At 36.1% G+C, this 26,642-nt stretch carries 23 protein-coding genes; 12 read left to right on the plus strand and 11 right to left on the minus strand.

Features of this window, described 5'->3' with window-relative positions; genetic code table 11:
- Nucleotides 1–512: 512 nt before the first annotated feature.
- Nucleotides 513–1,454 carry a DUF1002 domain-containing protein gene (locus tag EGT49_RS05075; RefSeq protein WP_135372159.1) on the minus strand — a complete coding sequence of 314 codons (942 nt, stop codon included), beginning with the start codon at nucleotides 1,452–1,454 and terminating at the stop codon, nucleotides 513–515.
- A 250-nt stretch (nucleotides 1,455–1,704) separates the two neighbouring features.
- Here EGT49_RS05075 and EGT49_RS05080 point away from each other — a divergent pair, with 250 nt between their 5' ends.
- The 4 genes from EGT49_RS05080 (at nucleotide 1,705) to EGT49_RS05095 (ending at nucleotide 7,286) form a co-directional block, all read left to right on the plus strand.
- Entirely contained in the window at nucleotides 1,705–2,943 is a 1,239-nt protein-coding gene (locus EGT49_RS05080; protein WP_135372161.1) for a PTS sugar transporter subunit IIC, read from the plus strand.
- Nucleotides 2,944–3,760: 817 nt separating this feature from the next.
- A complete protein-coding gene (locus tag EGT49_RS05085) occupies nucleotides 3,761–4,816 on the plus strand; it encodes a D-alanine--D-alanine ligase family protein (protein WP_135372163.1) in 1,056 nt (351 codons plus the stop codon).
- A 276-nt stretch (nucleotides 4,817–5,092) separates the two neighbouring features.
- Nucleotides 5,093–6,253 (plus strand): N-acetylglucosamine-6-phosphate deacetylase, encoded by a 1,161-nt coding sequence (nagA, locus tag EGT49_RS05090; RefSeq protein ID WP_135372165.1) that lies wholly within the window; start codon nucleotides 5,093–5,095, stop codon nucleotides 6,251–6,253.
- 289 nt (nucleotides 6,254–6,542) lie between these two features.
- A complete protein-coding gene (locus EGT49_RS05095; RefSeq protein ID WP_135372167.1) occupies nucleotides 6,543–7,286 on the plus strand; it encodes a glycerophosphodiester phosphodiesterase family protein in 744 nt (247 codons plus the stop codon).
- A gap of 432 nt (nucleotides 7,287–7,718) precedes the next feature.
- Here EGT49_RS05095 and EGT49_RS05100 read toward each other — a convergent pair whose 3' ends face one another.
- From EGT49_RS05100 to EGT49_RS05130, 7 genes are all read right to left on the minus strand, one after another.
- Nucleotides 7,719–9,626, minus strand: a complete 1,908-nt coding sequence (locus EGT49_RS05100; protein WP_135372169.1) for an Ig-like domain-containing protein — start codon at nucleotides 9,624–9,626, stop codon at nucleotides 7,719–7,721.
- 201 nt (nucleotides 9,627–9,827) lie between these two features.
- Nucleotides 9,828–11,147 (minus strand): zinc ribbon domain-containing protein, encoded by a 1,320-nt coding sequence (locus EGT49_RS05105; protein WP_135372171.1) that lies wholly within the window; start codon nucleotides 11,145–11,147, stop codon nucleotides 9,828–9,830.
- Nucleotides 11,148–11,363: 216 nt separating this feature from the next.
- Nucleotides 11,364–11,657 (minus strand): PTS sugar transporter subunit IIB, encoded by a 294-nt coding sequence (locus EGT49_RS05110; RefSeq protein ID WP_135372172.1) that lies wholly within the window; start codon nucleotides 11,655–11,657, stop codon nucleotides 11,364–11,366.
- 16 nt (nucleotides 11,658–11,673) lie between these two features.
- Complete coding sequence (locus tag EGT49_RS05115) at nucleotides 11,674–13,014, minus strand: PTS galactitol transporter subunit IIC (RefSeq protein ID WP_135372174.1); 1,341 nt, start codon at nucleotides 13,012–13,014, stop codon at nucleotides 11,674–11,676.
- A gap of 30 nt (nucleotides 13,015–13,044) precedes the next feature.
- On the minus strand, nucleotides 13,045–13,491 hold the full coding sequence (locus EGT49_RS05120; RefSeq protein ID WP_135372175.1) for a PTS sugar transporter subunit IIA: 447 nt from the start codon (nucleotides 13,489–13,491) through the stop codon (nucleotides 13,045–13,047).
- Between the two features lie 2 nt (nucleotides 13,492–13,493).
- Entirely contained in the window at nucleotides 13,494–13,886 is a 393-nt protein-coding gene (locus EGT49_RS05125) for a PTS sugar transporter subunit IIA (protein ID WP_135372177.1), read from the minus strand.
- Nucleotides 13,879–15,333: a BglG family transcription antiterminator gene (locus EGT49_RS05130; RefSeq protein ID WP_135372179.1), complete on the minus strand. Its 1,455-nt coding sequence runs from the start codon at nucleotides 15,331–15,333 to the stop codon at nucleotides 13,879–13,881. Before EGT49_RS05130 ends, EGT49_RS05125 begins: the two co-directional genes overlap by 8 nt.
- A gap of 233 nt (nucleotides 15,334–15,566) precedes the next feature.
- On the opposite strand from EGT49_RS05130, the gene EGT49_RS05135 reads away from it, so the two are divergent.
- On the plus strand, nucleotides 15,567–18,038 hold the full coding sequence (locus EGT49_RS05135) for a hypothetical protein (protein WP_135372181.1): 2,472 nt from the start codon (nucleotides 15,567–15,569) through the stop codon (nucleotides 18,036–18,038).
- 213 nt (nucleotides 18,039–18,251) lie between these two features.
- Here the strand turns inward: EGT49_RS05135 and EGT49_RS05140 are convergent, their stop codons facing one another.
- On the minus strand, nucleotides 18,252–19,004 hold the full coding sequence (locus tag EGT49_RS05140) for a tyrosine-protein phosphatase (protein WP_135372183.1): 753 nt from the start codon (nucleotides 19,002–19,004) through the stop codon (nucleotides 18,252–18,254).
- A gap of 64 nt (nucleotides 19,005–19,068) precedes the next feature.
- Here EGT49_RS05140 and EGT49_RS05145 point away from each other — a divergent pair, with 64 nt between their 5' ends.
- The 6 genes from EGT49_RS05145 (at nucleotide 19,069) to EGT49_RS05170 (ending at nucleotide 24,434) form a co-directional block, all read left to right on the plus strand.
- Complete coding sequence (locus EGT49_RS05145; protein WP_135372185.1) at nucleotides 19,069–19,833, plus strand: glycosyltransferase family 2 protein; 765 nt, start codon at nucleotides 19,069–19,071, stop codon at nucleotides 19,831–19,833.
- 209 nt (nucleotides 19,834–20,042) lie between these two features.
- A complete protein-coding gene (locus EGT49_RS05150; protein WP_135372187.1) occupies nucleotides 20,043–20,627 on the plus strand; it encodes a hypothetical protein in 585 nt (194 codons plus the stop codon).
- Nucleotides 20,628–20,685: 58 nt separating this feature from the next.
- Nucleotides 20,686–21,690: a helix-turn-helix transcriptional regulator gene (locus EGT49_RS05155; RefSeq protein ID WP_135372189.1), complete on the plus strand. Its 1,005-nt coding sequence runs from the start codon at nucleotides 20,686–20,688 to the stop codon at nucleotides 21,688–21,690.
- A gap of 115 nt (nucleotides 21,691–21,805) precedes the next feature.
- A complete protein-coding gene (locus EGT49_RS05160) occupies nucleotides 21,806–22,945 on the plus strand; it encodes a hypothetical protein (RefSeq protein ID WP_135372191.1) in 1,140 nt (379 codons plus the stop codon).
- A 212-nt stretch (nucleotides 22,946–23,157) separates the two neighbouring features.
- Nucleotides 23,158–23,823 (plus strand): type 1 glutamine amidotransferase, encoded by a 666-nt coding sequence (locus EGT49_RS05165; RefSeq protein ID WP_135372193.1) that lies wholly within the window; start codon nucleotides 23,158–23,160, stop codon nucleotides 23,821–23,823.
- An 8-nt stretch (nucleotides 23,824–23,831) separates the two neighbouring features.
- Nucleotides 23,832–24,434, plus strand: coding sequence for an alpha/beta hydrolase (locus EGT49_RS05170; protein WP_135372195.1), 603 nt, complete (start codon nucleotides 23,832–23,834; stop codon nucleotides 24,432–24,434).
- Nucleotides 24,435–24,465: 31 nt separating this feature from the next.
- Here EGT49_RS05170 and EGT49_RS05175 read toward each other — a convergent pair whose 3' ends face one another.
- Together EGT49_RS05175 and EGT49_RS05180 are read right to left on the minus strand one after the other, a co-directional pair.
- Nucleotides 24,466–25,275: a hypothetical protein gene (locus tag EGT49_RS05175; protein WP_135372197.1), complete on the minus strand. Its 810-nt coding sequence runs from the start codon at nucleotides 25,273–25,275 to the stop codon at nucleotides 24,466–24,468.
- Between the two features lie 302 nt (nucleotides 25,276–25,577).
- The gene (locus EGT49_RS05180) at nucleotides 25,578–25,817 is read right to left on the minus strand and encodes a hypothetical protein (protein ID WP_135372199.1); all 240 of its coding nucleotides are present in this window, start codon (nucleotides 25,815–25,817) and stop codon (nucleotides 25,578–25,580) included.
- A 429-nt stretch (nucleotides 25,818–26,246) separates the two neighbouring features.
- On the opposite strand from EGT49_RS05180, the gene EGT49_RS05185 reads away from it, so the two are divergent.
- The gene (locus EGT49_RS05185) at nucleotides 26,247–26,627 is read left to right on the plus strand and encodes a YueI family protein (RefSeq protein ID WP_135372201.1); all 381 of its coding nucleotides are present in this window, start codon (nucleotides 26,247–26,249) and stop codon (nucleotides 26,625–26,627) included.
- The last annotated feature ends 15 nt before the right edge of the window (nucleotides 26,628–26,642 follow it).

A 26,642-nucleotide genomic window follows, 5' to 3' on the forward strand; every position in this document is an offset into this window, starting at 1 on the left:
AGCCTAAACCAACAATTATAGAAGAAAAAGCACTCGACTTTCTGGAAAGAAAGTCGGGTGTTTTTGCGTTCTGAAAGAAATCAGAAAATCAATACGGTCGGTTATTTACTGCTTACGTTTTATGATTGGATAAATTTAATGGAAAATAAAAGAGGATCTTACTAGGAATGCAGTAATTTTGCTGCAACTTAGTAAGTTCCTCTTATTTTTTATTGTTGTTACTTTTTTAGTTTTGAATAGTAGAACGCAATATCCAATTAAGATATTAAATCCTAAGTCAGAATAGAATCTCTATTCTCAAATGAATGAAAAGCAAATAATTAATAGAACGAAAATTCAGTCCGGAATAGCAAAGCCGATTTGGCTCAGATGTGAAATTATTCTTAGCGCTTTAGCGCTTAGAATAAGGCCAAGCTTTGAGATTTTGCGCACTTTGCAAAAGCTCAAAGTGTTGCCGCCAAAATCGGCTTTGCTATGGAGGACGGCATACTTAACCTTCACTCACAAAAGAACTAATTGAACAATCCACTGAAGAATGAAACGATGCTGTCCCAGATTCTTTGTAGGAAATTGCGGTTTTCTTCGGTGTTTAGATTGTCGAAGATGTTTTTGGCTTTGCTCATGATGTCACTGCTTAACTTTTTAGCTTGTTCCTTAAAGTTGGAATTGTTTAGTGCACCTGAGTCTCTGATTTCTACCATTAAATTGATGATCTTTTGTTTTTGACTGTTGTTAATAATGTTTTGCAAGTTGTTTTTTTGCAAATTGTTATTAACGATTGTGGTGATTTGGTTAACGGTTACGTTGTCACCTTTGTTAGCAAGGTCTGATTTCATACCGGCAACGGCATTGTTTAGTTGTTTGTCGGAATAACCATCGGTGTTTTTGTTAGCGTCGGTGATATTGCTTAACACGTTCATTTCTTTTTGAGCGGCATTAACTTGGTTTTGATTTAAAGTTTCACCACTGTCGGCGTATGCGGCATAGATTCCAGCCAGAGCACCTGATCCATCGATTGGTGTAGCGGATGTTACGTAGATATTGGCATCACTGATACCAGCCGTTACGGCAGCGTTACGGTATTGATCAGCGGTGATAGTTGTGATGTTGTTTTTACCATTATAATCAACAATTTTCACGTTGATACCTGAGCCAGATGAGGTTTTTTGAATCAAGGCTGAAGACCAAACACCGTTACTGCTAGTAAAGCTGCTGCCACTTGGATTCAAGTATTTTACTAACGTATCGCCTGTAACGGTAATAGTTTTGTAGTCACCACTGATTTGTGATGATAGAGCATCGATTGTTCCTTGTCTTTGACTCGAAGTTAGGGATGTTCCCAGTGTCATAACTGGTTGATCGTTTAAAGTGTCGGCTTTAACTGTTTGAGTTGTAAAGACTCCTAAAGTTATGAGTGACACTAGTCCTAATAAAATGATATTTAATTTTTTCAAGGTTGTTTCCTCCTTAGGATAATTAAACCAAATATGTGTGAAGAATTCGAGAAGATGAGAAAAATTCTATTTGAAGTGTAAATTCTAGTTCATATTAAAATAATAATCAAATTCGATTCGAAAAAATAATAGAAGTTGACGTAGCGTCAATTATTTACTAAATTTGGTATATACCTATTGAATAAAAGCGGTTGCAAGAATATACTCATCATGTTATTAAATCGATTTATCAGAAAAGAGGGGAAGACTTTTGAGAAAATTTATGGATTGGTTGCAGAATAAAATCATGCCACCAATGTCAAAGGTCGGAAATAACAAATATCTTGTCTCGATTCGTAATGGGTTAGTACTCACTCTGCCAGCTATTATCAGTGGTAGTGTCTTCTTGATTATCGGAAATATTCCTATTACTGCTTGGGCAAATTTCATCAAACCATATATGAATATGATTGGGGTTGCTGTTAACGGATCGTTTGGAATCATTTCGTTGTTGGCAGCAATTGGGATTGGTTATGAACTTGCCAAACAATTGGACATCGATGCAATCTCTGGTGCTGGACTCTCGACGATGGCATTTGTGATTGTTTCGTTCAACGATAAGTTCAAATTAGATGTTAATAATTTTTCATCTTCTGGGTTATTTACTGCTATTATTACGGCAATGATTTCGGTTTCAATTTTGAACTTCTTCATCAAAAAGAACATTGTCATTAAGTTGCCAAACGGAGTTCCAACCGCTGTTTCCAACTCATTTGTTTCACTATTACCAGGTTTTGTGATTTTAGTATTGTTCTGGTTCATCAGAATGCCACTACATATCGATATCAACCTAGTAATTCAATCAATTTTCCATCCATTGCTATTTGCGATGAACACATTACCAGGAATTCTCGTCTACACATTCCTAGTCAGCCTACTTTGGGTCTGCGGTATCCACGGTGACATGACTTTGGAAGGAATTGCCGATCCAATTTTCCTACAATTCCTAGCCGCAAACGGAACAGCCTTCGCACATCACCAGCCATTACCCTATGCGACCGCCGCTGGATTTTCTAGTTTGATGGTTAACGTTGGTGGTACTGGGGCCACAATTACGTTAGTTGTTTTAATGTTGTTCTCAAAGAGTAAAACCTATCGAGATCTCGGACGAGTTGCCTTTCCGGGTGCCTTGTTTGAAATTAACGAACCGGTTATCTTTGGATTTCCTATCGTTATGAATCCATTGACGATGATTCCATTTATCGTGATTCCCTTGATTTTAGCTACCGGCAGTTATATTTTGATCAGCTTAGGTTTAATGAATGCCCCAGTAGCGATGGTTCCTTGGACAATGCCACCAATTATCGGACCATTGATGGCTACTGGCTGGGATTGGCGTGCCGCTGTTTGGTCAGCCATCGAGTTAGTTTTAGCTGGAGCAATGTACTATCCATTCTTCAAAGTTGCTGAAAAAGGAATGCTTGCTAAAGAAAAAACAACTGAAAATTAGTTTTGATTCTCTTTGGTTGATGGTGGTTAGATGCCGTCTTCCGTAACAACTCGGGGAAACGCTGGAACGCTGTCGGCACAACTTGGAGCCAATTCCAAGAGCGGGAATTGTCTTCAAGATTGGCCTTCTAGTAAGCGATAAATCGCTAACTAGAATATGACGGCTGAGCATTTCCCCGAGTTGTTGCTCCAGACTAGAATGCAGATCTATGCAATATTTTGGTGAATTCTGATTGGAATACTATATCTATTTGGAACTAGGTGTTGAACTGATTTATAGTTTGGATACATTATAATCATTTGAACTTTCGTTAGTAAAATTTCATAAAAAATAATAGAAGACATTACTAGAGATGTAGGAGATTGCTGCATACTAGTGATGTCTTCTTTTTTTATGCTGCTCATACTTCTATTCAGAATAGGGAAAGTAATCTAATCATAAAAATATCAAGCACTATATATGAATAGAATCAGTATCCCTAAATGAATGGAAAGCAAATAAATCATAAAAGTGAAATTCAGTCCGGAATAGCAAAGCCGATTTGGCTCAGATGTGAAATTCTGCTTAATGCTTTAGCATTTAGCAGAAGGTCGAGCTTGAAGACAATTTCCGGTTTTGAAATTGGCTCCAAGTCGGCCCACATCGTTCCAGCCAAAATCGGCTTTGCTATGGAGGACGGCATACCACTACCACCAACAAATAAAACTTACTAAATTACCATCAAAAAAATAGTAATTAATGCTGGTTTGTGCTATTCTGTAGGTTCTAGGAATACGCTTAAGTACATAATTAAATAAAAAGGATTAGGTGAAACACAATGAAAATTGTCGTTCTTTCAGGCGGAAGAAGTACAGAAAGAAATGTTTCTTTATCTTCCGGAGTTAAAATCACCAACGCACTACGTAGTAAAGGTTACGAAGTAGCTTACGTTGATTCATTCTTAGGTATGGATATTGCAGAAGATCAAATCGATGATCTTTTCACAACCGAACCAGAAGATGAAACAAATTTAGTTATTGATGATGAAGTCTTAACTGACGAAAAAATCAATGCACTTCGTACCGATGGAACTATCGGTCTTCTAGGCAAGAATGTTCTAAATATTTGTCGTCACGCTGATATTGTCTACATGGGACTTCACGGTGAAGATGGCGAAAATGGTAAGATGCAGGCAGTCTTTGATGTCTTCGATATTAAGTATACTGGTAGTGGAACATTAGCTTCTGGTCTTGCTATGGATAAGAAGTATTCAAAAGAAATCTTCGTTCAAGCAAATATCCCAACAGCTAAGTTCACAACTACAAAAACTGATAAGATTTTGTCAGAAGATATTCCATTCAACTATCCAATGGTTGTTAAACCATCTAACGGTGGTTCAAGTGTTGGTACACATATCGTTGAGAACGCAACTGAATTAAGAGAAAACGTTGCTGACGCTTTGAGATTTGATAGTGAAGTTTTAATTGAAGAATATATCAAAGGTAGAGAATTTTCCGTTGCTATCGTTGATGGACTAGTTTTACCAGCCGTTGAAATTACCGTTGATACTGGTTGGTACGATTTCCAACACAAATTCCAAGCTAACAATGTGACACATTTCATCACACCACCAGAAAACTTGGATGACGAACTTCATACTAAGATGCAAGCTTTGACAAAGAAGACGTTTGAAGCCTTAGGTATGAGCAATTATGGTCGAGTGGACTTCTTGTTGCGTGATGGCCAATTATATGTCATGGAAGCCAATACTTTACCAGGTATGACCCCATTGTCATTGATGCCAAGAGAAGCAGAAGCTGCCGGCATTTCTTACGCTGATTTGTGTGAGAGAATTATTAAGAGCAAAATGCATTACTACGAAACTAAAAGATAATAAAAAACAGTTAGGTCGATTGATCTAACTGTTTTTTTGTTAAAAAAATTTACAATGTAAAATTTTAGTTATTTAGCATTTTTCACGGTCATTTTCTGTTACTATGAGCGAGTGCAAGGGTAGGGTAAATTTATTTTGTGGGGGATTAATCATTCCTTATACCAAAATAAGTTTTTTTAATGACAAAATGGTGATTAATTGTTGATTGGGATGTGGTATAGACCAGTAATTAATGCTATAATGAAATCGTTAAAACAATTAAGGAGAGACTGGATAATGTCATATTATATTCATGCTAAAAAGTTCTTTTTGAAAAACGCTACTGAAAACGGTGGTTATCTAGAAGTTACAGATGACGGTAAGTTTGGTAGTTTCTACACGGAAGAAATGGGTAAACCAGAGGGTAAGATTGTCGACTACTCAGACAAATTTATTGCTCCTGGTCTTGTTGACACTCACATTCATGGTCTATGTGGTCATGATGTTATGGATGATGATTTTGACAAACTAAATGAAATGTCAGAAGGCTTGTTAAAGGCCGGTGTTACTTCATGGTTGCCAACAACATTAACAGCTTCACATGACCAACTAAAACATATTTGTCAAACAATCGGTGACAATTATAAGAAGGCCACTGGTGCTAAGATTCAAGGTATTCATTTTGAAGGTCCTTTCTATACAGAAAAGCATAAAGGTGCTCAAAATCCTAAGTACTTCAGAGATCCAGATGCTGAAGAATTCAAAGACTGGCAAGATGCTGCTCACGGTATGATCAAGAAGATTTCTATTGCCCCAGAAAGAAAAGGCTCAGTAGAATTCACTAAGGAAGTTGCTTCAGATGATGTTGCTGTTTACCTTGGTCACAGTGATGCTACTTTTGAACAAGCAAAGGCTTGTGTTGAAGCAGGCGCTACAGGATTCACACATACATATAACGGTATGAGCGGCTTAAACCACAGATTACCAGGAATGGTCGGCGCAGCTCTTTCAATGAAATTAGTTGACGACGAATTGATTTGTGATGGACACCACGTAAATCCATTTGCTGCTAGAGTAGTTATCGAAAAGAAAGGCGCAGAACACGTTGCCTTGATTACAGATTGTATGCGTGCCGGATTGATGCCAGAAGGTAATTATGTCCTAGGTGAATTACCAGTTATCGTTAAAGACGGAACAGCCAGATTAACTGATGAAACACACAACTTAGCCGGTTCAATCTTACTTCTTAAGGATGCTATCAAGAACGTTGTTGACTGGAACATTGCAACTGATGAAGAAGCTATCGAAATGGCAACATACACAGCTGCAACAAGTTCAAAGATCGGCGACAAATGTGGTGTAATTGCTGAAGGTAGAGATGCTGACTTTATCGTATTAGATGACGATATGAGTTTGGAAGAAACATACTTAGACGGAGTTTCACGTTACCAAGCATAGATTAGAGCGTGGAGCAGGCCCGCTTAGGACTTGGCAGATAGCCTAGCTTCACGAATTATCCGCGCACTTTGCGGATGATTTGGGAAGCGTAGCTATATGTCCAAGTCCTGGCCTGCGGAACGCGTTTTAGCTATTCCGCATAGAACCATGGTTAAAAAACAAAAGAACTAATTCTATCTAATATCAAAAAAAAACCCAAAACCAAAAAACCGAGGTCTACCACATAGACACCTCGGCTTTTTAGTCCCTTGCATAACTGTTGTATACTCTATTTATCAGGAGGATTAAGATGAATAAAAAAATTGTTGCTCATAGAGGAATACCAACATTAGCACCTGAAAATACCATGGCTTCATTCAATGAAGTGGTTAATCGTGATGTTAAATGGATCGAAACTGACTTGAGTATTACTAAGGATGAAAAGGTTTTTGTCATTCATGACGATAAGTTAAACAGAACAACTAATCAATCTGGTTCAATCGAGACCGTTGATAGTGACACTGTTGAAAAAGCTGATGCTGGTTACTGGTTCGCGGAAAAATTCCGTGGTGAGAAGGTACCTACTTTAGATCAACTAATTGATTTTCTTAATATTCATAAAATTAATGCCAATATCGAATTAAAAGGTGTTGTCGGGGACAATGCTAATTACTTAGCTGACCGCTTGGTGGAAGAATTTGCCAAAGCCTTAGATCGATTGGATGAACATGTGGAATTGATCATTTCTAGTTTCAATCCCATCATGTTGGAAAAAATGTATAAAGTTAGACCTGATTTGAAGTATGCTGTTTTGTTCAGTCGGGCTACTTTAGGTGATGATTGGAATTTAGTTATGCAAGCTTGTCATGCTAAAATCGTTCATCCCGAAGGTGCTGGTTTAACTGAAGAAAAAGTTAAGCAAATGAAGGATTACGGTTATGAGATCAATGCATGGACAGTTGATGACATTAATCGTGCCCAAAAATTGTTGAACTGGGGTGTTGATGGCATTATCACCAACATCGCAGACAGAATGTTATTTTTAGAAGATTAAAAATTTGAACAAACAAATAGCCTCGAAAAAGTTGGTATCGGAAACTTTTTCGGGGCCTTTTTGTCTAGACAAATTTCTTTTTTCGGAGGATTCATCGTAATAATAAATGACAGTTTCAGTTCTTAGAAGGGACAAGAACTTACTTAGAACACATGATTTATCTAATATCATTTGCTGATACAACAAAATCTTTAATTAAATTGATTTTGTATCATCTCCATTTCAACCCGTTTTTTTGTAACTATCCCGTTCATTACAAATACCGCGACTACGATTGATCAATCGGTGACATTTTGGTATGTGTAAGCTCACAAAGTGAGTCTTCGAAGAAGAGAGACACCACCTTCTGTCTACTGTTCCTCTTACTTTCAAGTATAAACACCAGTATCGATATTCCAAGATATGAACCGTATATCATACTTATTGTCAAAATTAGATACTCTGTTCAAAGGTCCAACTGAGTTTAGAGGAATATTTTCCAGAGACAAAGGATTTTTTATCGAGATGCAGCAATAATCCGTTGTCTTTATGCCAGATTATCGAATTAAAGATATTGCCATTGTGTGATTGGGAAACTAGAGTTTTCTGATATAAAGGATTTTTAAAGGTTGAGCCATTATACAATCTTAAACTAGCCGGTAAAATGACATTCGTATCAGAAGTGAAAGGTGTCAATTGTGTTAAAAATAATCTCATAGCCATTTTTTGGCGACGCTGATCATCAACTTTGATAACCGGATTAGGGTCGTTTGTTTCCTCGGTTCGATGTTTGATGGAATGCCCGTCATACAAGGAGATTGGTTCAAAACTGATGTCTTTGAATTGGGCTGTTAATTTGTTGGTAATGTAGTTGATATTCAACTCAGGGCCGTAACTAGTGTATTTATCGCCATCGGGATCTAAACCGTAGTATTCAGGAGTCGAGAGGAAAGATTCCTTACTAGTAATATCGTGAGTTAATGTATCAATTTTTAAACTTTTAGATTGGTTTTGGTCCAGTCCGTCCAAATCGATATGTAGGATACTTTTTTTATCCGTATCACTCTGATAATAATCCAGTTCAAATAATTCTTCACCATCGACAGTGATTGAATTGATTTCAGTTCCAAGAGGTAGCGGAAGCTCTAAATAAGTGTCGTGAACAGCTCTTTTACTATTGTTAGTTAAATTTAAATTATAGGTTAGTTGATCGTCGTTAGTAACGTTGTTGATAGTTGTGGGGCTATCATCTTTGTCAGGGAACGATTGATTGGTTACTGAAGTTTCAATATTTACGTCAGGATCATTTGGTGGAAGAACAGTTAACTTTGCTGATCCAGTAGTAACAGAATTGTTTTTACCGACAGAAATACGAGCATAATATTGAGCACCATCGTCTTTTGTAGAGGTAATAGGTGTAGTATATTCAATCCTTGCAGGATCTTTTTGATGTTCAACTAATGTTGGTTTTTGGTTCGGTAACTGTTTATACCAATCAACTGTGAATGCGTAATCATTGTCACGTTGTTCGTCATTTCCACCTTGAAGTGTAAAGGTAGCTTTTTTTCCTGAATTAACAGTTTGATTAGTTAAGCCGCCGCCGATAAGAATTTCTTTGGAACCGGAAATTGAAGGGCCATTTTTATTTTCAGCGGTACCGGTAATTGTTACAATGCCAGATTTTCCGTTTCCGTTGGCTGTGATTAATTCGTCCGGTTGAACTGTAGCTAAACTTTCATCGCTTGATGACCAATGAATTTTTGAATTTGAATCATCAGGTTGGAGTTCGGCATGAGCCATAGTGTCTTTATTTAATAAATCACTATTAATGTTAAATAAATAATTTAAATCAGTTGTGACATTAATAGATGAAGCGTCGATTGGTTTTTCAGAAACATATACTGTACTAACTTTAGAAGTATATGTAGTAGTTATAAAACGCGTTCTTAGAAAATAATAGGTAACACCGGGCTTACTAGTATCCACTTTTAAGTTTTTACTACCTTTGTTTGTAAGGGACACCGTGTTCATTCTTTCCCAGTTATTTCCATCAAAAGAACGCCACCAATAATAGCCAATTATACGCGAGGGCTCCCAGATAGGCCATTTTACTTGGGTTTCCAATGTCAAAGGATCACCGACAGTAACATGGCTGACTTTAGCCGGTTGAGTGGTATAACCAGTCGTAATTACTGCTCCCCAAAAGGTTTTTGGATCCGGGTCGGCAGGAAATTTAGGATGAATCACTGTTTCATTTGAATCTGCAACGGCGATATGACTAGTAGAGGGCATGACAAAAAAAATCGTTAGAATCATGATTAAAACGAATATTAATTTTATCCCCATATATTTTAAAACCATTAGAATTATCTCCCCGTTATTATGTGCCACTTGTATTGTATATAACCTGAGAGTTTTTTAAAAGACGTTTTGGCAATTATTTCAAATTTTTTGCTCTAAAATGTGATTAAAAATTTTTATATTTAAAAATAAAAAAACCGCAAATCATTTTGCGGTTTTTATAATTTAAAGATATTTAAATTTTATTGATATTTAATAATTCTATCTTACTTTTGGACGCAATGAGTATGCCATAAGCATTGAGACGATAGAAGTCACTAATAAGACGTAGAAACTAGTACCGAATGAACCATTGGTCGTCACAGCAACTTGACCTGTAATGGCAGTTGAGTTAACTAGACCGGCATAGAGTGAACCGTAAAGTGCAGCGTACAAAATCGTAGGTAGAACAGTGAAGATTCTAACCAAACGGATAGTTCCTCGAGCTCTAAAACAGGCAGCTATTAAAGCAATGATTGGTGATAGGAAACAAATCAAACGAATAGCGGAAAATCCGTTAGTGATCCAGACTGATTGTGCTCCCATATTAGCGGTATAGTTAGCAGCAGTTGAAATTGTACTTGTTAATGAAACACCGTTCAAGAAAGGACCACCGATAGAAGCAATGAATCCAACAATTGATGAAAAGATGATTACTTTTTGGGCAGTTGTCTTGTGATTAGGCTTGAGTCGTTCTTGAGCAGTTGCTTTATGATTACGAGGTTCTTTTCTTTCAGATTCGTAATGATTTTCAGAACCAGTATCTTCATGTTCAGGTTTCTTTAACGAAGTCTCACGTTTTAATGCTTTATTGGCACCTGTTTCGTTACCATGACCTAATTGTGAAAGTAAGAACCACAAAATGATTACAATGGCTAGAGCAATGAAACCGTAATTACGTTTGAAGACCAATAGTACGGCTACAATAATGACTGCCAAAATACTGATGAAAGCATTATTTTTAGCAAATTTGATCATATTGTGAATAAAGCCATCATTAGGGTCAACTTGTTCAGCAACAGCTTTGGCTTTTGCAGCTCTAATCTCACTTTGAGTGGGTTTGAATGGGTCACCAAGTGGTTCTTTGATTGGATCATCAAAAGTATCATCAAGCTTATGTTGATGTTTTTGTTCATAAGGTTTTTGTGAAATCGGATTGAAGTCATTCTTGTTATAAACTTGAGTCCGATCATCTAATGGTTCCTCTTTGCCATTATTATTTTTTTGAAATGACGAACGATTAGATTGATTAAAAGTTTTTACTTCTGGTTCTTTTTCTGAATGATCAACTTTATTATGATCAAATTCTCGTTTTTGAGCAGGAGCTTGTTCTAAGACCGGCTTTTCTTCTTTATGAGCGTTAGGGTCTTCTTGATTTAATTCTTTTTCAATTTCGGACAAAGAACGAATTGTATCATTATCTTTTGTCTCATTTGTTTCAGTATTACTTGTTTCGATTGGTTTTTTCTTTAGGGCATAGCCGCAATTATCACAAAATTTCTGATTGGGATCGACTTTATGGCCACAATTTGGACAAAACATTTTTGCATTCCTCCATTATGTTGACAAAATAAGTATACAAGACACTTTCGGCTATATGAAGACATTTGGTAAAAATTCACAAAAAGGTCACAGTTTGCTTCGGCGTATTCGAATCTTAATTATACAAAATATTTTTAAAGATTGCTTAAAATTTTTGTAATTGGATATAACAAAAAAGTTCAGAAACGGCTGTTTCTGAACTTTTTAAAAATTAAATTAAGCTTCAACTTGTTCTTTAATTTCTTCAAGAACTTTATCAGCACCGATGCCTGTAAGTAATGGAACACCGTTAATGACTTTATCTTGAATTGAACTAGGAACCATTGTTGTTGAAACGACGATGTCATATTCACCGTTTCCAATAGCACTTACTTCATCAGCAATTTTTGATTGAAGAAGATGAACATCTGATCCAAGACCTTGTTCTTCAAGATATGATTTGATTTTTCCTGTAGCGACTGTTGATGTAGCGATACCTGTACCACAAACAACCATTAATGATTTTGCCATGTTTTAAAACCTCTTTTTATTTATTTTCTGCGGCGACTTTCTTGTCGTGAAATCTATTTAACCAGATCATTAAGGCAAGAACGATAATACCTAGTCCTATTATACCTGTCCAAGTCATTAATTTGCCAAGTCCGACGATCATTAATGTTGTCCAAGTACCACCATCTGACAAGATTGAGATAGATGTTGCACCCTTCATAGCAAAGTGAGCGGATTTTGCAGTGATTGTAAGCATTGGAGCAGCCCATGAAGCAATCAATAGTGAAATAGCGATATCGATAATACCACCGATAACGATTCTGAATACATTACCACCAAAGACAGCGGCCATAACGGCAACCATGAATGGAATTGTTGCCAAATCACCGAAAGGAAGAACTTTGTTTCCAGGTAAAATAACAGCGATTAGTAATGAAAGTGGAACTAATACAAGCGATGCGGATAGAACAGCTTCTTGACCAACAGCTAGAGCTGAATCCATACCAATGTATAAACTACGTCCTGGGAATTTCTTTTGAACTAATGTATTAGCGGCTTCAGAGATTGGTTGTAAACCTTCCATCAATAAAGCAACCATTTTAGGCATTAAAATTAGCACTGCGGCTGTAGACATACCTAAGTTAAGAATTTTTGTACCACTATATTGTGCCAAAGCACCAATAACGATACCAATGATTAGACCCATGATAGCTGAATCACCAAAGATACCAAGTCTCTTTTGGATAGTTTCTGGTGTCCAATGGATATCTTTAACGCCAGGAATACGATCTAGTAACCAATTGATAGGCAATGCCAGAACGAATCCAGGGGCCGAAGCACCTTGTGGGAATGAAATACCAGCCAATCCGTAATGCTTTTGGATTGTTGGGGCAGCCAAGTCAGCTAAGAAGTAAATCCACATTGCATGAACAACCATAGTAGCTAAACCAAGAGCAAAATTGTTTGTTGCGGCATAAACTAGTGAGCCAGTGAAAGCAATATGCCAGTAGTTCCACAAATCGACGTCTAGAGTTTTTGTTAATCCAAATACTAATAATACAACGTTAAGTGCAACACCGATTGGAATTGCTAAACTACCTAAAGTAGTTCCGTAAGAAATAGCTGAAGCGGCAGGCCAACCAACATCGATAGTGTTCAAACTCATGTGGAAGTTTTTAACCATTGCTTGAGCTGCAGGTCCAAGACTATCAGTAAGTAAACCGATAACCAAGTTTAGACCAATAAATCCGATACCAACCGTAACGGCAGCCTTGAAAGCGCGTCCGGGTTTAATCTTTAAAATTAATGCGAAAACAAATAATAGAATTGGTAAGAATACCGTTGGACCAGCATTCAATAACCAGTGAATAATTGCCATGATGACATCTCCTTATAATTAATCCCTAAATTAAAGATTGTTTTCTGTTAGAACTTTAATAACATTTTCTGAATCTTTGACTGATAATAATTCAGAAACGGCTTTATCATTTTGAATAAGAGCCATTAATTTTTGTAATGTTTCCAGTTGTGCATGTGGTTCTTTTAGTGCAAGCATAAAAATTAATTTTGCTTGTACATCTGCTCCGTCGCCCATTTGCAGGAATTTAACCGGATTGGCTAATCTAGCAATTGCAATTTGTGCTTTGTTAACATGGATTGCGTCTGTATGTGGTATTGCAATTCCACAACTAGGAGCATTTAGACCTGTTGGGAAAGTCTTTTCACGTTCAATAACGGCGCTTTTATATGATGGCTTAACAATTTTCTTTTCAATTAGTTTATCAGCTACTAAAGACAGTGCTTCGGTACTATCTTTTGCATTAATATCTAATAAAACTACTTTTTCATCGAACATTTTTAAACCCCCTTTATTATTTTTTCAAATTCATTTGAATTTTTACATCTACGTAATGATTCAAGACCAGTTTCATCGAGAATGTTTTTAAGAAATTTCTCTAAGTCTTCGTTTATTTCTTTGGGATTTACTATCAAGAACAGTGATGAATGTAAATCTTCTTGCAAAAAATAATTTACTAGAAAGACCCCTTGAGATTTTCCATCGTATTCAATATGTGGTAGTTCAAAATTTTTACTTACTTGAACTGATCCTAAAGCTTTACGCATTTGTATTTTCTTTCGTACTTCAGTAGTAGGAATACCATAGGTCTTCTCAATTTGCTGACTAACAAGTATATCCACTTCTTCTTTTGAAGATACTTCGTTAAGAAATAAAAAATTATATTTAAACATTTAAAAATGACTTAACCCGTTGTAAATCCAATTCATTAAGAAGGGGACTTACAACGACAATTGGAACTTTACTTTGTTCCGGAATTGCAACAGTACTAATGATTAAATCTGCTTCCTGATTGTATTTTTCCATATTTTCTCGATAACTGTAGGAAGAAATAACATCAGTTATATTCATATTAGGAATTGCATTAAGTAATTTTGTCCTTAGTAATTGTGCAGTTCCGATGCCCGTGGTACACATTAGTAAAACTTTATTTGTTTTAGCGCTTTCTTCAATAGCCTTAACAACGTACAAGGTAATGAAACTAACCTCATCATCTGAAAGATTCATTTTGTATTTTTTAGATGTGTAATTATCAACAATTTCTCTTGTCTGCAGAAATTCTTTACTGTAACTATCTTTTATTTCCTCAACTAAAGGATTCACGACAACTAGGCTTGATTTTAATCTATTCAACATTGGCTTTATATGTGCGCATAAATCTGTTAGTAAATTTTGTTTATTAATCGGTTTCTTAAACGGATAATTATCGATAATGTTTGTGGCAAAATCTAAAACGGGTTTGTCGAATTTAGTTGTTGGTGCAGCATTATTTATTTGCTGAATGTCGTTACTGTGCATATATCGAAGTGAAAGCAAATATTGTGATAAATAAATAATTTCGCTAGCATTTATAGTTCTATTTGTGTATCTAGAAATATTTTCAATTATTAATCTAGCTGTTTCGTAAAATTGATCATATTTAACGTCTGATTCGTCAATTTCTTTTGGCTGATTAGTATGAGCGGCTGATCTAATGCGACCCATTAGTATATATAGATGTGAAAAAATGTTTAAGGTATATGGATCAACCAAAACAACATTTAATTCATCTTGAATCAATGTTAGTTGCGTAATTAGAAAACTCCGATCGTTTTCATCTATTGAAGGAAAAATCTCAGATACTGAAGTAAATCCTTCAGAAACAGCACCTTTTCGGATTAAAAGAAAATTTAAAGCTTGTCGTATGCCAATTTCGTTACCAACAACAGTTAAATGACCATTTTTTCTAGTAATCTTAATTTTGAACTTAGTTAGAATAGAATTGATTTTTTGAATTTCTTTATTTAAAGCAGATTCAGATAAATAAAACTTATCTGCCGTATTGAAGAATTTTGGTCCAACGGGTTGGTTAAAGAGAACGTAAACTCCAATTGCATAGGTCCTTTTTTTATTCTCGTTTATATCATCAAAATTGTCGGTAATATCGGAATCTTGGACTAAGTTGATAGCGTAACCCAAACCACGTTGTGAAGTGATTATTTCTTTATCAGAGTTAATTTTTTTAACAGTACGATAAATTGTTTTGGTCGATACGCCTAACTTCTTAGCTAAATCAGCGGATTTAATATATCCAACGTTATTTGAAAGATAAAGAACTATCTTTTTTGCGAGTGGATCCATGATATTCCTCCTTCCTGTCTTTTATTATAGGGGCTTTAAAAGTTATATCTTGTATTAGTGTGTCCATTGCAATGGACATTCAAAAGCCAATTGACATTGTACCCGTGATAAGAAGGGAATACTAGTCATAGAAAAAGATGTAATCGCTAACAATAATGGTGAGTTTATCTCAGTTAATTGATATAATTGTTTATATACTATGACAATAATATTAGTTAAAGGAGGACAATTTTATGAAAAGACCTGTGAGGAGAATTATTCAGACCTTGATGCTGATAATTGCTCTTTTTTTGACTTCAGTTTCTACTTCTAAAACGGCCCTTGCTTTGACTACTTACGACAATTCGGCGATTGCGGATCACCCTGGAGGTTTGAATATTCAAGATTATTTTGTCAAAGATAGTTTTAGTTACGTGAAGGATTTTCCGTTCACCAAAAACTCGGCTAAAGTTGGTGGCAATGGGGATGTCTTGATCTTGACCGATGGTGAAGGTGACGATGTTAAAGGAACATTAGGAGCCCTCTGGGGAGATCAAAATAATCTCAATTATATAAATATCAATGAACGCCAGACGATTTCAGCTTGGCTTTATTTTGGGCCGGATAAAAGTGATGAACTCTATAACGGTCATGGAATGACGCTAGTTTTGCAAAATGATAATCGAAAAACTCAAGCTATCGGAATGGGTTTACAAGGCCTGGGGGTTTATGGTTATGACAAACATAAAACAAGTTTTTTTGCCGGCCTTGCTACAGATAGAAATCCGCCAACGACCGATTGGATTTTGAATACTGCTATTAAAAATAGTATGGCTTTGGAATTTGATACGCAACGTAGTGATGTCAACGGAACTCCTTCTGATCCCGCTAATTTCACTAACGGAAGAACCGGTTATCCAATTACGATGAGTGAGAGCCTCGTACTCGGAACCGGTAGTGGAACTTATTCACTGAACGGTTACGATACAGTTAATACTGCAAGTGCGTCGGCACCAGCTGTTTTCCCAGATGATACTTATTTAGGTGCTAGTGGAACGTACGGTCATATTGCTTTGACTTATCCAGGAATTATTGATAGTTATTACAAGTATCCAATTCGTGATGGTGACAATGCTAGTCAATGGAAAGGGTATGAAGAAGCACCGTCGATTTTCCATATTAATTCAGCTAAAGCTCAACTGATCAATGATTATGACGAGAATGGTGATTCGATTCTTTGGCACCATATTACCTTTGAATGGATTCCTCATGATTACGACGATAAAGCCACAATTAAATATTCTTACAATGATAAAAAAGTTAGTGGGGAAGAAAATCTGAATACTACCGACCGTGATTTTAAACGAATCGACAAAGAAATTATCGTTAACCCTGATATTTTTAACGCCGGAGCTGATGGGAAAGTTTTGTGGGGGTTCACTGGAGCTAACGGTCACACAAACGAAGTTAACAGTAAGTTGGTAGTTTTCGAATCGATCCCCGCCATGGTAACGGGACAAGCTGAAGCCACAATTAAGAATCTGGATACTGGAAAAACCGTTACAGAACAAGATAAATACGTTCCCCACGGTTCTAATTTAGAGTTAAATTATCGAGTAGAGTTTGTTCGCGGGCGTGAAAACTGGCAAGATATTGTCGGAAAAATTGATTTGCCAGAACACGTGACCTATACCAAAGATGGTGAAACAACGGCAGTAATAGAATATGAAAATGGTTCTATTGAAACTGTTAATAGTGCATTTGACTATTTTCCTAATCCACTGTCAGCGCCGATTCAAGAGCCATTGGGTAATCTGAATGGAAATCCCAACAGTTATGCAAATGTAAAAATTTATGGAACAGCTATCAACGAAACCGACACGAATATTACTGTTGATGAGCAACCAGCTGTTTTCACGGGTTCGAATGCGATTGCTTCAACCAATACACCGGAATTCATCATTGGTAATAAAAAGTCTTGGAATCTGAATTTAGCTGGTGGCGGCGAAATCAATTTGCCGTTTGAACAAGAATCAGAGCTCAGTTTACCAACAACTTTGAGTTATACCCAAGGCCATCCAATTCAAGCAGATGACCAGTTTACTTACCAAATAGCCATCACGGGACAAGATAAGACGTATTCACTGACGAGTTCGGTCGATCAGGATGGAAAATTGAATCTACCATTAAAAGAAATCATTGGTGATGAATTTTGGAAAATTTTCCAAGAGGGGACTAAGCAAGTTGTGACGATTACAGCGCGTGATGGGGATTTAATAAAGTCCAACCCAATCACTTTCACAATCAATGTGATTGCTAATCGACTGTTGAACTTAGAAGTTAGCGACAATTTAGAATTTGAGACGATCACTAGTTACAGTGAAGATGATATTTTGAATCGAGTTAGTGACTATGATGTGATAGTTAACAGTTTGCGTAATCCGTGGACTTTAAGTGTGGCAGCTAGTGATTTGGTCAATTCTAATGGTGGAGTTTTTGATGGTGATTTGACCTATATTGATGAAAATCGTGAACAGACTATTGGGGATGAAGTGGTTGATATTTTTTCAGATATTAACTCTTATGAAGAAAATAAGGCTGTGAATATCTCTGATGGTTGGAATGAAAATAGTGGTATCTTGTTGCGACAATACGAAAGAAACCAGGGCGGTCAGTATCGCGGTTTACTAACTTGGCAAGTTGGCGATTATATGAAAAATCTCTAAATTTTCAGAAAACAAAAAAACCTCATACGGTGTGTATGAGGAAAACGATAGTTGGTTTTGTATCAGTCAAAATAAGTATGGATTGTTTAGGAAGACGTAGACTGCTGGTTTGTAATGTTGTAAGGTGAGGTTCGTCTTCCCACAAAGTATTATAACGAATCCATTGTCAATTCTGCCAACTTAGTTTGATATAAATTGATATTTATTAAATTGTTACTCAGTATAAAGTTCTTTGAGACGCAATAATTTATCGTGGTCGATGCCAAGTGCTTTGTCCAAGTAATTTTCAAAGCTTCCATAATAATGTTCGATTGCTTTGAAAATAGAAGTGATACTTTCAAGATCACCTTTGGTCATATTCATCTTGTTGATGTCGGCATCCCCAGTTTTAGCGTTCAAAGTTTTCTCAATTTCAGCTCGATTCAAGTACATCAAGTTGGTTAACAAGTAATCTTTAGTGATAGTTTCATCATCGACACCGAGAGCTTTTAAGATCAACAATGCGCCAATACCAGTCCGATCTTTTCCGGCTGCACAGTGAAAGAGTAGTGATTGGTGTTCTTGGTCATTTTCAAGCATCAAGTCAAAAAGCATTTTGTAGGCCGCTTGGCCATGTTTGTCGAGGACGACACTTTGATAAATTAAGCCTAAATATGAATAATCGCCTTGATTAATAGCGTTGGCTAACTTATCACCGTTACCAGTCAATGGATAGACTGGATCTGAATAGACGCGGTAGAAATCTGAGTTCACATCGGACCACATTTGTTGCTCGTTTTCTGAGCGGAAGTCCAAGACAAATTTTAACCCATAGTTTTTAAGGTACTTTAAAGACTTATTTGTTAAATTACTAATATCTCCTGAACGAAGGAGTTTATTATATTTAATTGTCGTACCATCCTTAGTGGGATATCCACCAAGTTCACGTAAGTTGATAGCACCTTCTAGATTTAATATGCGTTGCATTATTTATCCTCCCTGTCGTTGCTTATTTTAGGTCATTAGAAGTAAAATGTTATTAAGGTGAATTATGGTAAAAAATAAACTTTCAATTATTATGACAGCTTATAACGTTGCTGGCTACATTTCTAGCTCGATTGAATCAGTGATTGCCCAGACGAATCATAACTTTAATTTAATCATAGTCGACGATTGCTCAACTGATCAAACTCAGAAGATAATTCGTTTATACGAACAGAAGTATGATTGGATCTTCGTTGTTTGCCACAAACAAAATTCAGGTGTCTCCAGTGCCCGTAACACCGGGTTAAAATATGCGACCGGTGAATTCGTGACTTTCATCGACGGAGATGATTGGGTGGAACCTGATTATGTGGAGCACTTCTTAAAGAAATTTGCGGACTATGATGTTGATATGGTTACCTGCGGTTTCTTTAATGAGGGCGAAAATGGCAAAGTGAAGAATAAACTGGCTCCTAACCAAACGTCGATCGTTGGTCGGGATGAAGCAATCAAGCAAATCATTAAAATGACTGGAACCGTTATGGGTTACACGTGGAACAAGGCTTACATCCGCTCAATTATTATGGATAATAACTTGAGTTTTCAAACAGATTTAGATTTGATGGAAGATCAAGTTTTCAATGTTGAATATGCGACCGTCTCAAGAGAATTTTACTTTGACAACGTGCCGCTTTATCACTATATCTCCCGCAAAGACAGTATTACTAAACGTTTTGCGATGGAAAATGTCCGCGATGTTGGTGTCGCTAGAATGAAAATTTATAAAGCAATTCGAGATAGCTCTCGAAAAGAAAAAAATCAATTACAGTAGTCGAGCGAAGAACTCGGCTATTTTTTATGCACAATCTCTGTGATGGACTGGAACGCCTTAATAAGTAACCTAATCAAGAATAGCATTTAGTGTTGTTGTCTGCTTTCAAAAAAAGTTGAAACAAATTTTTGAAATTATCTATGAATGTCATATTATGGCAGGCCTCAATGATAGACTTTGAAATGTTATAGGAGATGGGGGACCGGTATATGGCTAGTAATAGAGATAAGAATAGTCAAGAACGTGTATTAGTTATGGCCTTTAGAATGATATTTGGAGAAAAAATCAATGTTAATAACGATGCAGAAAAATACGGTGTCTCCAGAAGGACTATTTTACGCGATATAAGTGCTATTAAGCATTCTTTAGCCGATAAAGAAGTAGGCAATTATCGATTTGGAGTGAAATATAATGAAAAGCAAAATAATTATAGTATTTTTGATCATGGCGTTCTTAGTATTACTGAAGTTTTAGCAATGTTGTTGGGCTTGATGGGCAGTGATTTGAGAATTAGTGCTGACCGTTTTAGCAAGATTCAAAAAGATGCAATACAAATGGTGGCAACAGATGAACGTCGGACCATCAGTAATCTACTAATTAATTTACATGATAACTATGCTCAAATTTTGAAGCGAGATGATAATTTAGATCAATTTCAGCAATTATTGAATGGAATTATTAATCAACAAACAATTTATTTTACTTATCAAGGCCAGATAAATGTTCAAAAAGGTGTTCCATTATCTATCTATTCAAATAATGGACACTTTTATGCATTAGTCTATTATGAATAAGTTAAAAAAAACGATTTGAGTAGAATATAATTAAATTAATGAGAGAGGAGGTATTGGAATGAAAGACAAAGAATTAACGCCTCAAGAGAAATTCATTTTAGATTCTGGAAGTCGAGCAAGAATTTTGGATCTTTTTTTAAGAATGTATACTGGAGAGAGCGTCGATACTGAATGGGCTGCTAAATATTTTAACGTCAAGCCACGGGCAATTCAGCGTGATTACGAAATAATTAAAAATGTTCTGGAAAAGTATCTACCTAATAAGGTAATGGTTCTTAATCGTGAAGATAGGACACGCAGTTTAGACATTGATGAGGGTGTTCCAGTTTCTGGAGTAATAGCTGTTTTGAAGATGATAATTGGAACTCGTGCTTTTAGTAAAGAAGAATTAGAAGATTTTAAAGAGGACATTTTGTCGTTGGTTTCATATAAGGAACGTCCAATGGTAAAAACTTTATTGGCTGCAACATTGAGCAAATATTATCCGGTTGATGTTCCAGATGATTTGTTAATGAGGATTGATAAATTTTCAGAATGGATTGTGAAGAGAAAACCAATTCATTTTGAATATCGAAACGGTTATCCCGGAAAAGTTAGTGAATTCAAAGGTGTACCAATTAATCTGTATTTTGATACCTCTTTTTACTATGTGATGATTTATATTGTCGATAAAGAGAATTTAAGTGAAAATCCATTAGTGTTCCGTGTAGATCGATTTGTTTTTCCTGTGAAGGAACTAAGAAAATCCTATAATATTCCATTTGATAAGAAAGTTGACGAGGGTGTTGTAATTAATAAAATGTTCCTTTTGAAAATGGGAAATGATGTACATTATCGCTTTCAATATTGGTCTAATCCACAAACAGCGTTGAATAAATTACCTGGATCAGAAATTGAGAAAAGTATGCCTGATGGAAGTGTAATTATTAAGGGTGAGATATTTTCGGAAGGGGCGTTGTTATGGATTTTTAGCCAGGGTGATCAAATCAAGGTTTTAGGACCACGATCTTTGAAAATTATGGTTAAAGAGAGATTAAGGAAAACTCTGGAATTGTATAAATAGAGGGTATCCCTTTCCGGGATTTTGTTCTTAATTAATCACAAAATTATATTTAATCTTTCGAGTTAGAGCTAGATAATAAAAATATAACTGAAATTCTTTTTACTGGAGGATAAGCATGAGTACAAATAGAGAAATTTACGAAAAATTAACTAAGGTTAATGGTAAAGAATATAATACCGATATACCAGACAGTAATAATTATCAAAGTATTGATACTTTTGCATCATTTTTAAGCGATAAACATGACCTAAAAAGTAATGAAGAATTAGAAAATGAATTCGCGGAGTCTTTGCGTACAAAAGACAAAGATGAGAATAATTACTTTGATAAAAAGCATATAAAGGATTTTTGTTCAGCTGACTTTCATTATAAGGACATATTTGATGATGAACATGGGGATGATGAATTTAATGACAATTATCTGTTTTTAGCCATGAATTGTGCCTTAAGAAGCGAGGATACAAAAAATAAACGAGGTAGTTGGGAAATGTTCCACGATATTACGGACCGTGGGGAATCCCAAATGTTAAATTTACGATTATTGACAAATGGAGTAAACGCTAAGGGTTGTTATATAACGGATGCATTGAAGGGTTACGAAGATAGTGCTTCAGATAAAATTATACGTAATTTTATGGTAAAGGATTCCCATTATTCTTTTAATAATCCAGAGGTTAATGACAAGCAACGTGCAGAAATGCTTTATAAGTGGGATAAAGAAGCATTAGATGCATCGGAAAAGAGTAAACGAAGAAAAAGTAAAAAAGAAGAATTAGGAATAGATTCGAAACATAGCTTACCAAAAAAAGAGAAGGATAAGATATCTAAAGACGTAGAGAAATTGACTCCTGTGAATAGTGAGAAGGATGATTTAGATATTATTGATGAGAATCGTGATATTTATAATAAATCGATTAATGTATTAATCCATGAATTAGATGTTATTTTTCCAAAGCAGGTTGTCATTTTTGGAAATAGAGAAAAAGCACCCAAAGCAAAGGGTGATAGTATTAAGGGAGAGAGTACTACTGATTTAGTTAATATAATCGCTGATTCTCCATTATTTAGAAGATACAAAAAGGATTCTAAGAAAGGTCACTATCATGATGGATCTGAGTTGCAAAAGCTTTTAAAGAATGCAATTTCTATCACACATTACTCAGTTCAGGGAAAAAACTGTCGTGATTTATTTAATGAAAAAAAGGATAGTATTGCTAAAGCAACGCCAATTAACATCAAAAAACAATTAAAATAATGTAAGTGATAAAAGCCTTGAAGTATCAGGGCTTTTTTTATACGAACAAAAGTTAGTTATATTTTAAAAGTCACAGCCCTGACACAATATGTCACCCCCTTTAAAATACTCATAGGATTAGAAAAAAGAGCTGTCATGTTATAATATTCCCATCTTGGGGATTTGCAGGCGAACCCCCACTAAACATTGCCGTTGATGTGGAAAGGAAAATTATGCGTATAAATGTGTTGCAACATACTCCTAATGAGGGGCCAGGAATGATTCAAGATTGGTCGCAAAATCATGGACATCAAATGTATATTTATCATCCCTATCAATTTGGTTATTTACCAACCGCCAGTGAGACTGACATGTTGGTCATTTTAGGTGGTCCCATGAGTCCTAATGATGATTTAGATTGGATTGATCAGGAACGCCAATTGATTTTAGAATTGATCAAACAAGACAAACCAATTTTTGGAGTTTGCTTCGGGGCGCAACAAATGGCCAAAGCACTCGGTAAAAAAATCACCAAATCGCCAGTTAAGGAAGTCGGTTGGGCACCAGTTTATCGTCAAACTGAAGAAATTTTTGGCTTACCGGAAAAGACAACTGTCTTACATTGGCACGAAGAAATGTTTGAACTACCGGATAAGGCGCAATTACTTTTTTCCAGCGACAAAGTGAAGAATCAAGGCTTTGTTATCAATCACCGGATGGTTGGATTGCAGTTTCATCTAGAGCCAAAAGCTGATAATGTTCGAGAAATGGTCGTTAACGACTTTCCATATATTAAGGGTTCGGTGTTGAATCAGACTAAAGAAGACATCCTCAATTCGCCGGTGCCAGCGGAAAACGAACTGATTTTGAATCGACTTTTGGATTACATAACGGAGTAGGTGGCAGCGTGAAAAAAGCAATTTTATACGTCCACGGCAAAGGTGGCAGCGCGGCAGAAGCTAGACGTTTTGGAATGGATTGTCCAGAATATGACGTCTTCGGTGTCGATTATCAAGAATACCTACCTTGGGTTGTGGAAAAATTGATCCTGGAAGATTATGAACGCCTGTCACGCAACTATGAATCAGTTAGTTTGATAACAAACAGTATCGGGACTTATTTTGGGATGTTGGCACTGCAAGATAAGCCGCTAAAAAAAGCCTTATTCATTTCGCCAATCCTAGATATGGAAAAGTCAATCACCGATTCTTTGCAGGCAGAAAATATTTCGGAAACACAGTTACAAAAAGAAGCCCAAATCACCTTAAAAACAGGTAAAGAAGTTTCGTGGCGATACTTACAATTTGTTCGTGAACATCCCATCGATTGGCAAGTACCGACAAGTATTCTCTATGGTGAAAAAGACGATCACACTTCGATTGAAACGGTTAATAAATTTGTCAGTGAACATTCTTGTAAGTTAACAGTGATGCCAAAGGGTGAACACTGGTTCCATACTAGAGAACAATTAGCTTTTCTAGATAAGTGGACAAAAAAAGAACTCCAATAATCATTTGATTATTGAAGTTCTTTTTACATGTCTAATCTAAGCCATTTGTGAAAGGCGTGACATCATCAGCTTTGACGTTTGATTGTTCGTCAAAATACCAAGTGATATTTTCCAGGCCATCATTGAAAATGTTATTGGTGAAGGAGCTTTGACAGACACAGATTTGTGGCTTTTTAGACGAGAAATGTAGATTTTTACCAGTGACACGTGAGTCATCGAATACATAAAATTCATCACGATCCAATGAATTAAAGGCATTGACGTGTAAATTGACGAAATCAAGAGTTGAAACGTAATCAAGTGTCACAGATACATTGACAGTGGTGTCCTTGATTAAACATTGGGAAGATTTCAAATAGATGGCATCCATCCAATTATTTGCAAGATACAACTGACAATTTTCGACGCTCAAACATTGTGTTTCATTGTTACAAGAAGAAATCGTTGAGTTGGTCAGTGACAATGTGGAATTTTGTGCATAAATCGGATTCCAATTATCGTCGACAGAATGTTTGATGTGAACATTTTTAGCGGTGAAATGATCATTGTCATACATCATTACGGTATTGAATTTATCGCGAGTATAGTTAACAGTTAGATTTTCAATCGTCAAAGAAGCACCTTTTTTGATGAAAAATGAGCCAAATATTTTAACGTCATCACAATCATAAGTTTTACCCACGATAGTAACGTCTTTTTCAATTTCAAAAATATTAGGTTCGTTAGGTGTGAAGTAATTACCAGGCATCAAGACGATAGTGTCACCAGGTTTGGCAAAGTCGAGGGCTTGGATAAGTTGTAATTCACGATTTGATTTTGTACCGACATAAAGTTTTTGCATTAGACGATTCCTCCATTTGTTTTATAAGTCTATTTTAATGGGGTAGGCGTCACATAGTGTCATTTTGAGAAGGTTATAATTGTAAAGTTGTGTAAATTTTTTGTTATGTTGAATTTACATTGGTGCTTTTGGATGGTGTCAAGAAATTTTTGTGGTGGAGGTTCTATGCAGCTTAAACGCGTTGCGCAGGCCAGGACTCGACATATAGCTACACTTCCCAAATCACTCGCAAGGTGCGCGAGTAATTCGTGAAGTTAGGCTATCTGCCGAGTCCTAACCGGCCTGCTCCACGCTCTCATGCTCTAAATCTTTTTCTTCAAATGATAAGGTATAACGCTCTTATCACTATCCTTAACATCAGACTTCTCATCTTTAGCAAAATAAACTACAAAAGACTTATCATCGCTTACATCCTCAGCGACTATTAGGGATGATTCATAAGGATCTTTCGCTTTGTAAATTTGTGCCCCACGGACTGCTTCGCCAAAATCCTTTGAATTGGCAATCGCATCGCCAGGATTAAAAAATACCATTTCATCCATAAGTAACACATCCTTTCTTTACGCCCATTATACAATTGTGAAGTGTAATTAAGAAACAAATATCCATATTAACAACTTTTATAAATACGCTGTCTCAGCTATACTATGACATATGGAGATTCTTACTGTAGTTTGGTTATTAGGGTTAAAACGGAGAAGTCGTATTGATAAGATTCTTTCATTATTTTTGAATTTAATGGGATAAAGAATAAAATCACTTACCTAGTCTGGAGCACAAGCCCTGTGATGACTCAGCCGCCAAATTCTTGTTAGTGCTTTAGCACTTACAAGAAGACCTAGTTTTGAGATTTTGCGTACTTTGCAAAAGCTCAAAATAGCGTCGGCAGCGTTCCAGCTCATCACAGGGCTTGTGCGGAAGACGGCATTTTACGCAAACCAAGCTTTAGTAAGAACATATGGAGGGTAGATATGACAAACGTTGAAGACTACATTAAAAAGAACATTTTTGGTAAGCCACAATTAAAGCCTGATGAGAAAAAGAAGTTTCTGGGAAACTTTGCTGAGAGGGTCGCAATCGCTTTAACAGTTGCCCAGATAAAAAATCCTGACAATGTGAAAACGGTTGAGGGAGTTATGAAGAAATATCCAGATTATCATATGTATTTAAATGGCAAAATTGATTCATATTTACTGGATAATTATCTCCAATTGAGTGTAAAATTAAAGTATAAGTTTACAATAGTTTCACAATCGGGAATGCGCACTAAGAACAATACTTTGTCAGAAAATGACATGGGATTAGTTATTGCAGACGAGAGTAAACCTGTTGGTAGACCAGTACTTATATAATTTTGGAGGACAAAT

The organism is Companilactobacillus suantsaicola, assembly GCF_004745525.1.
Classification (GTDB): Bacteria; Bacillota; Bacilli; order Lactobacillales; family Lactobacillaceae; genus Companilactobacillus; species Companilactobacillus suantsaicola.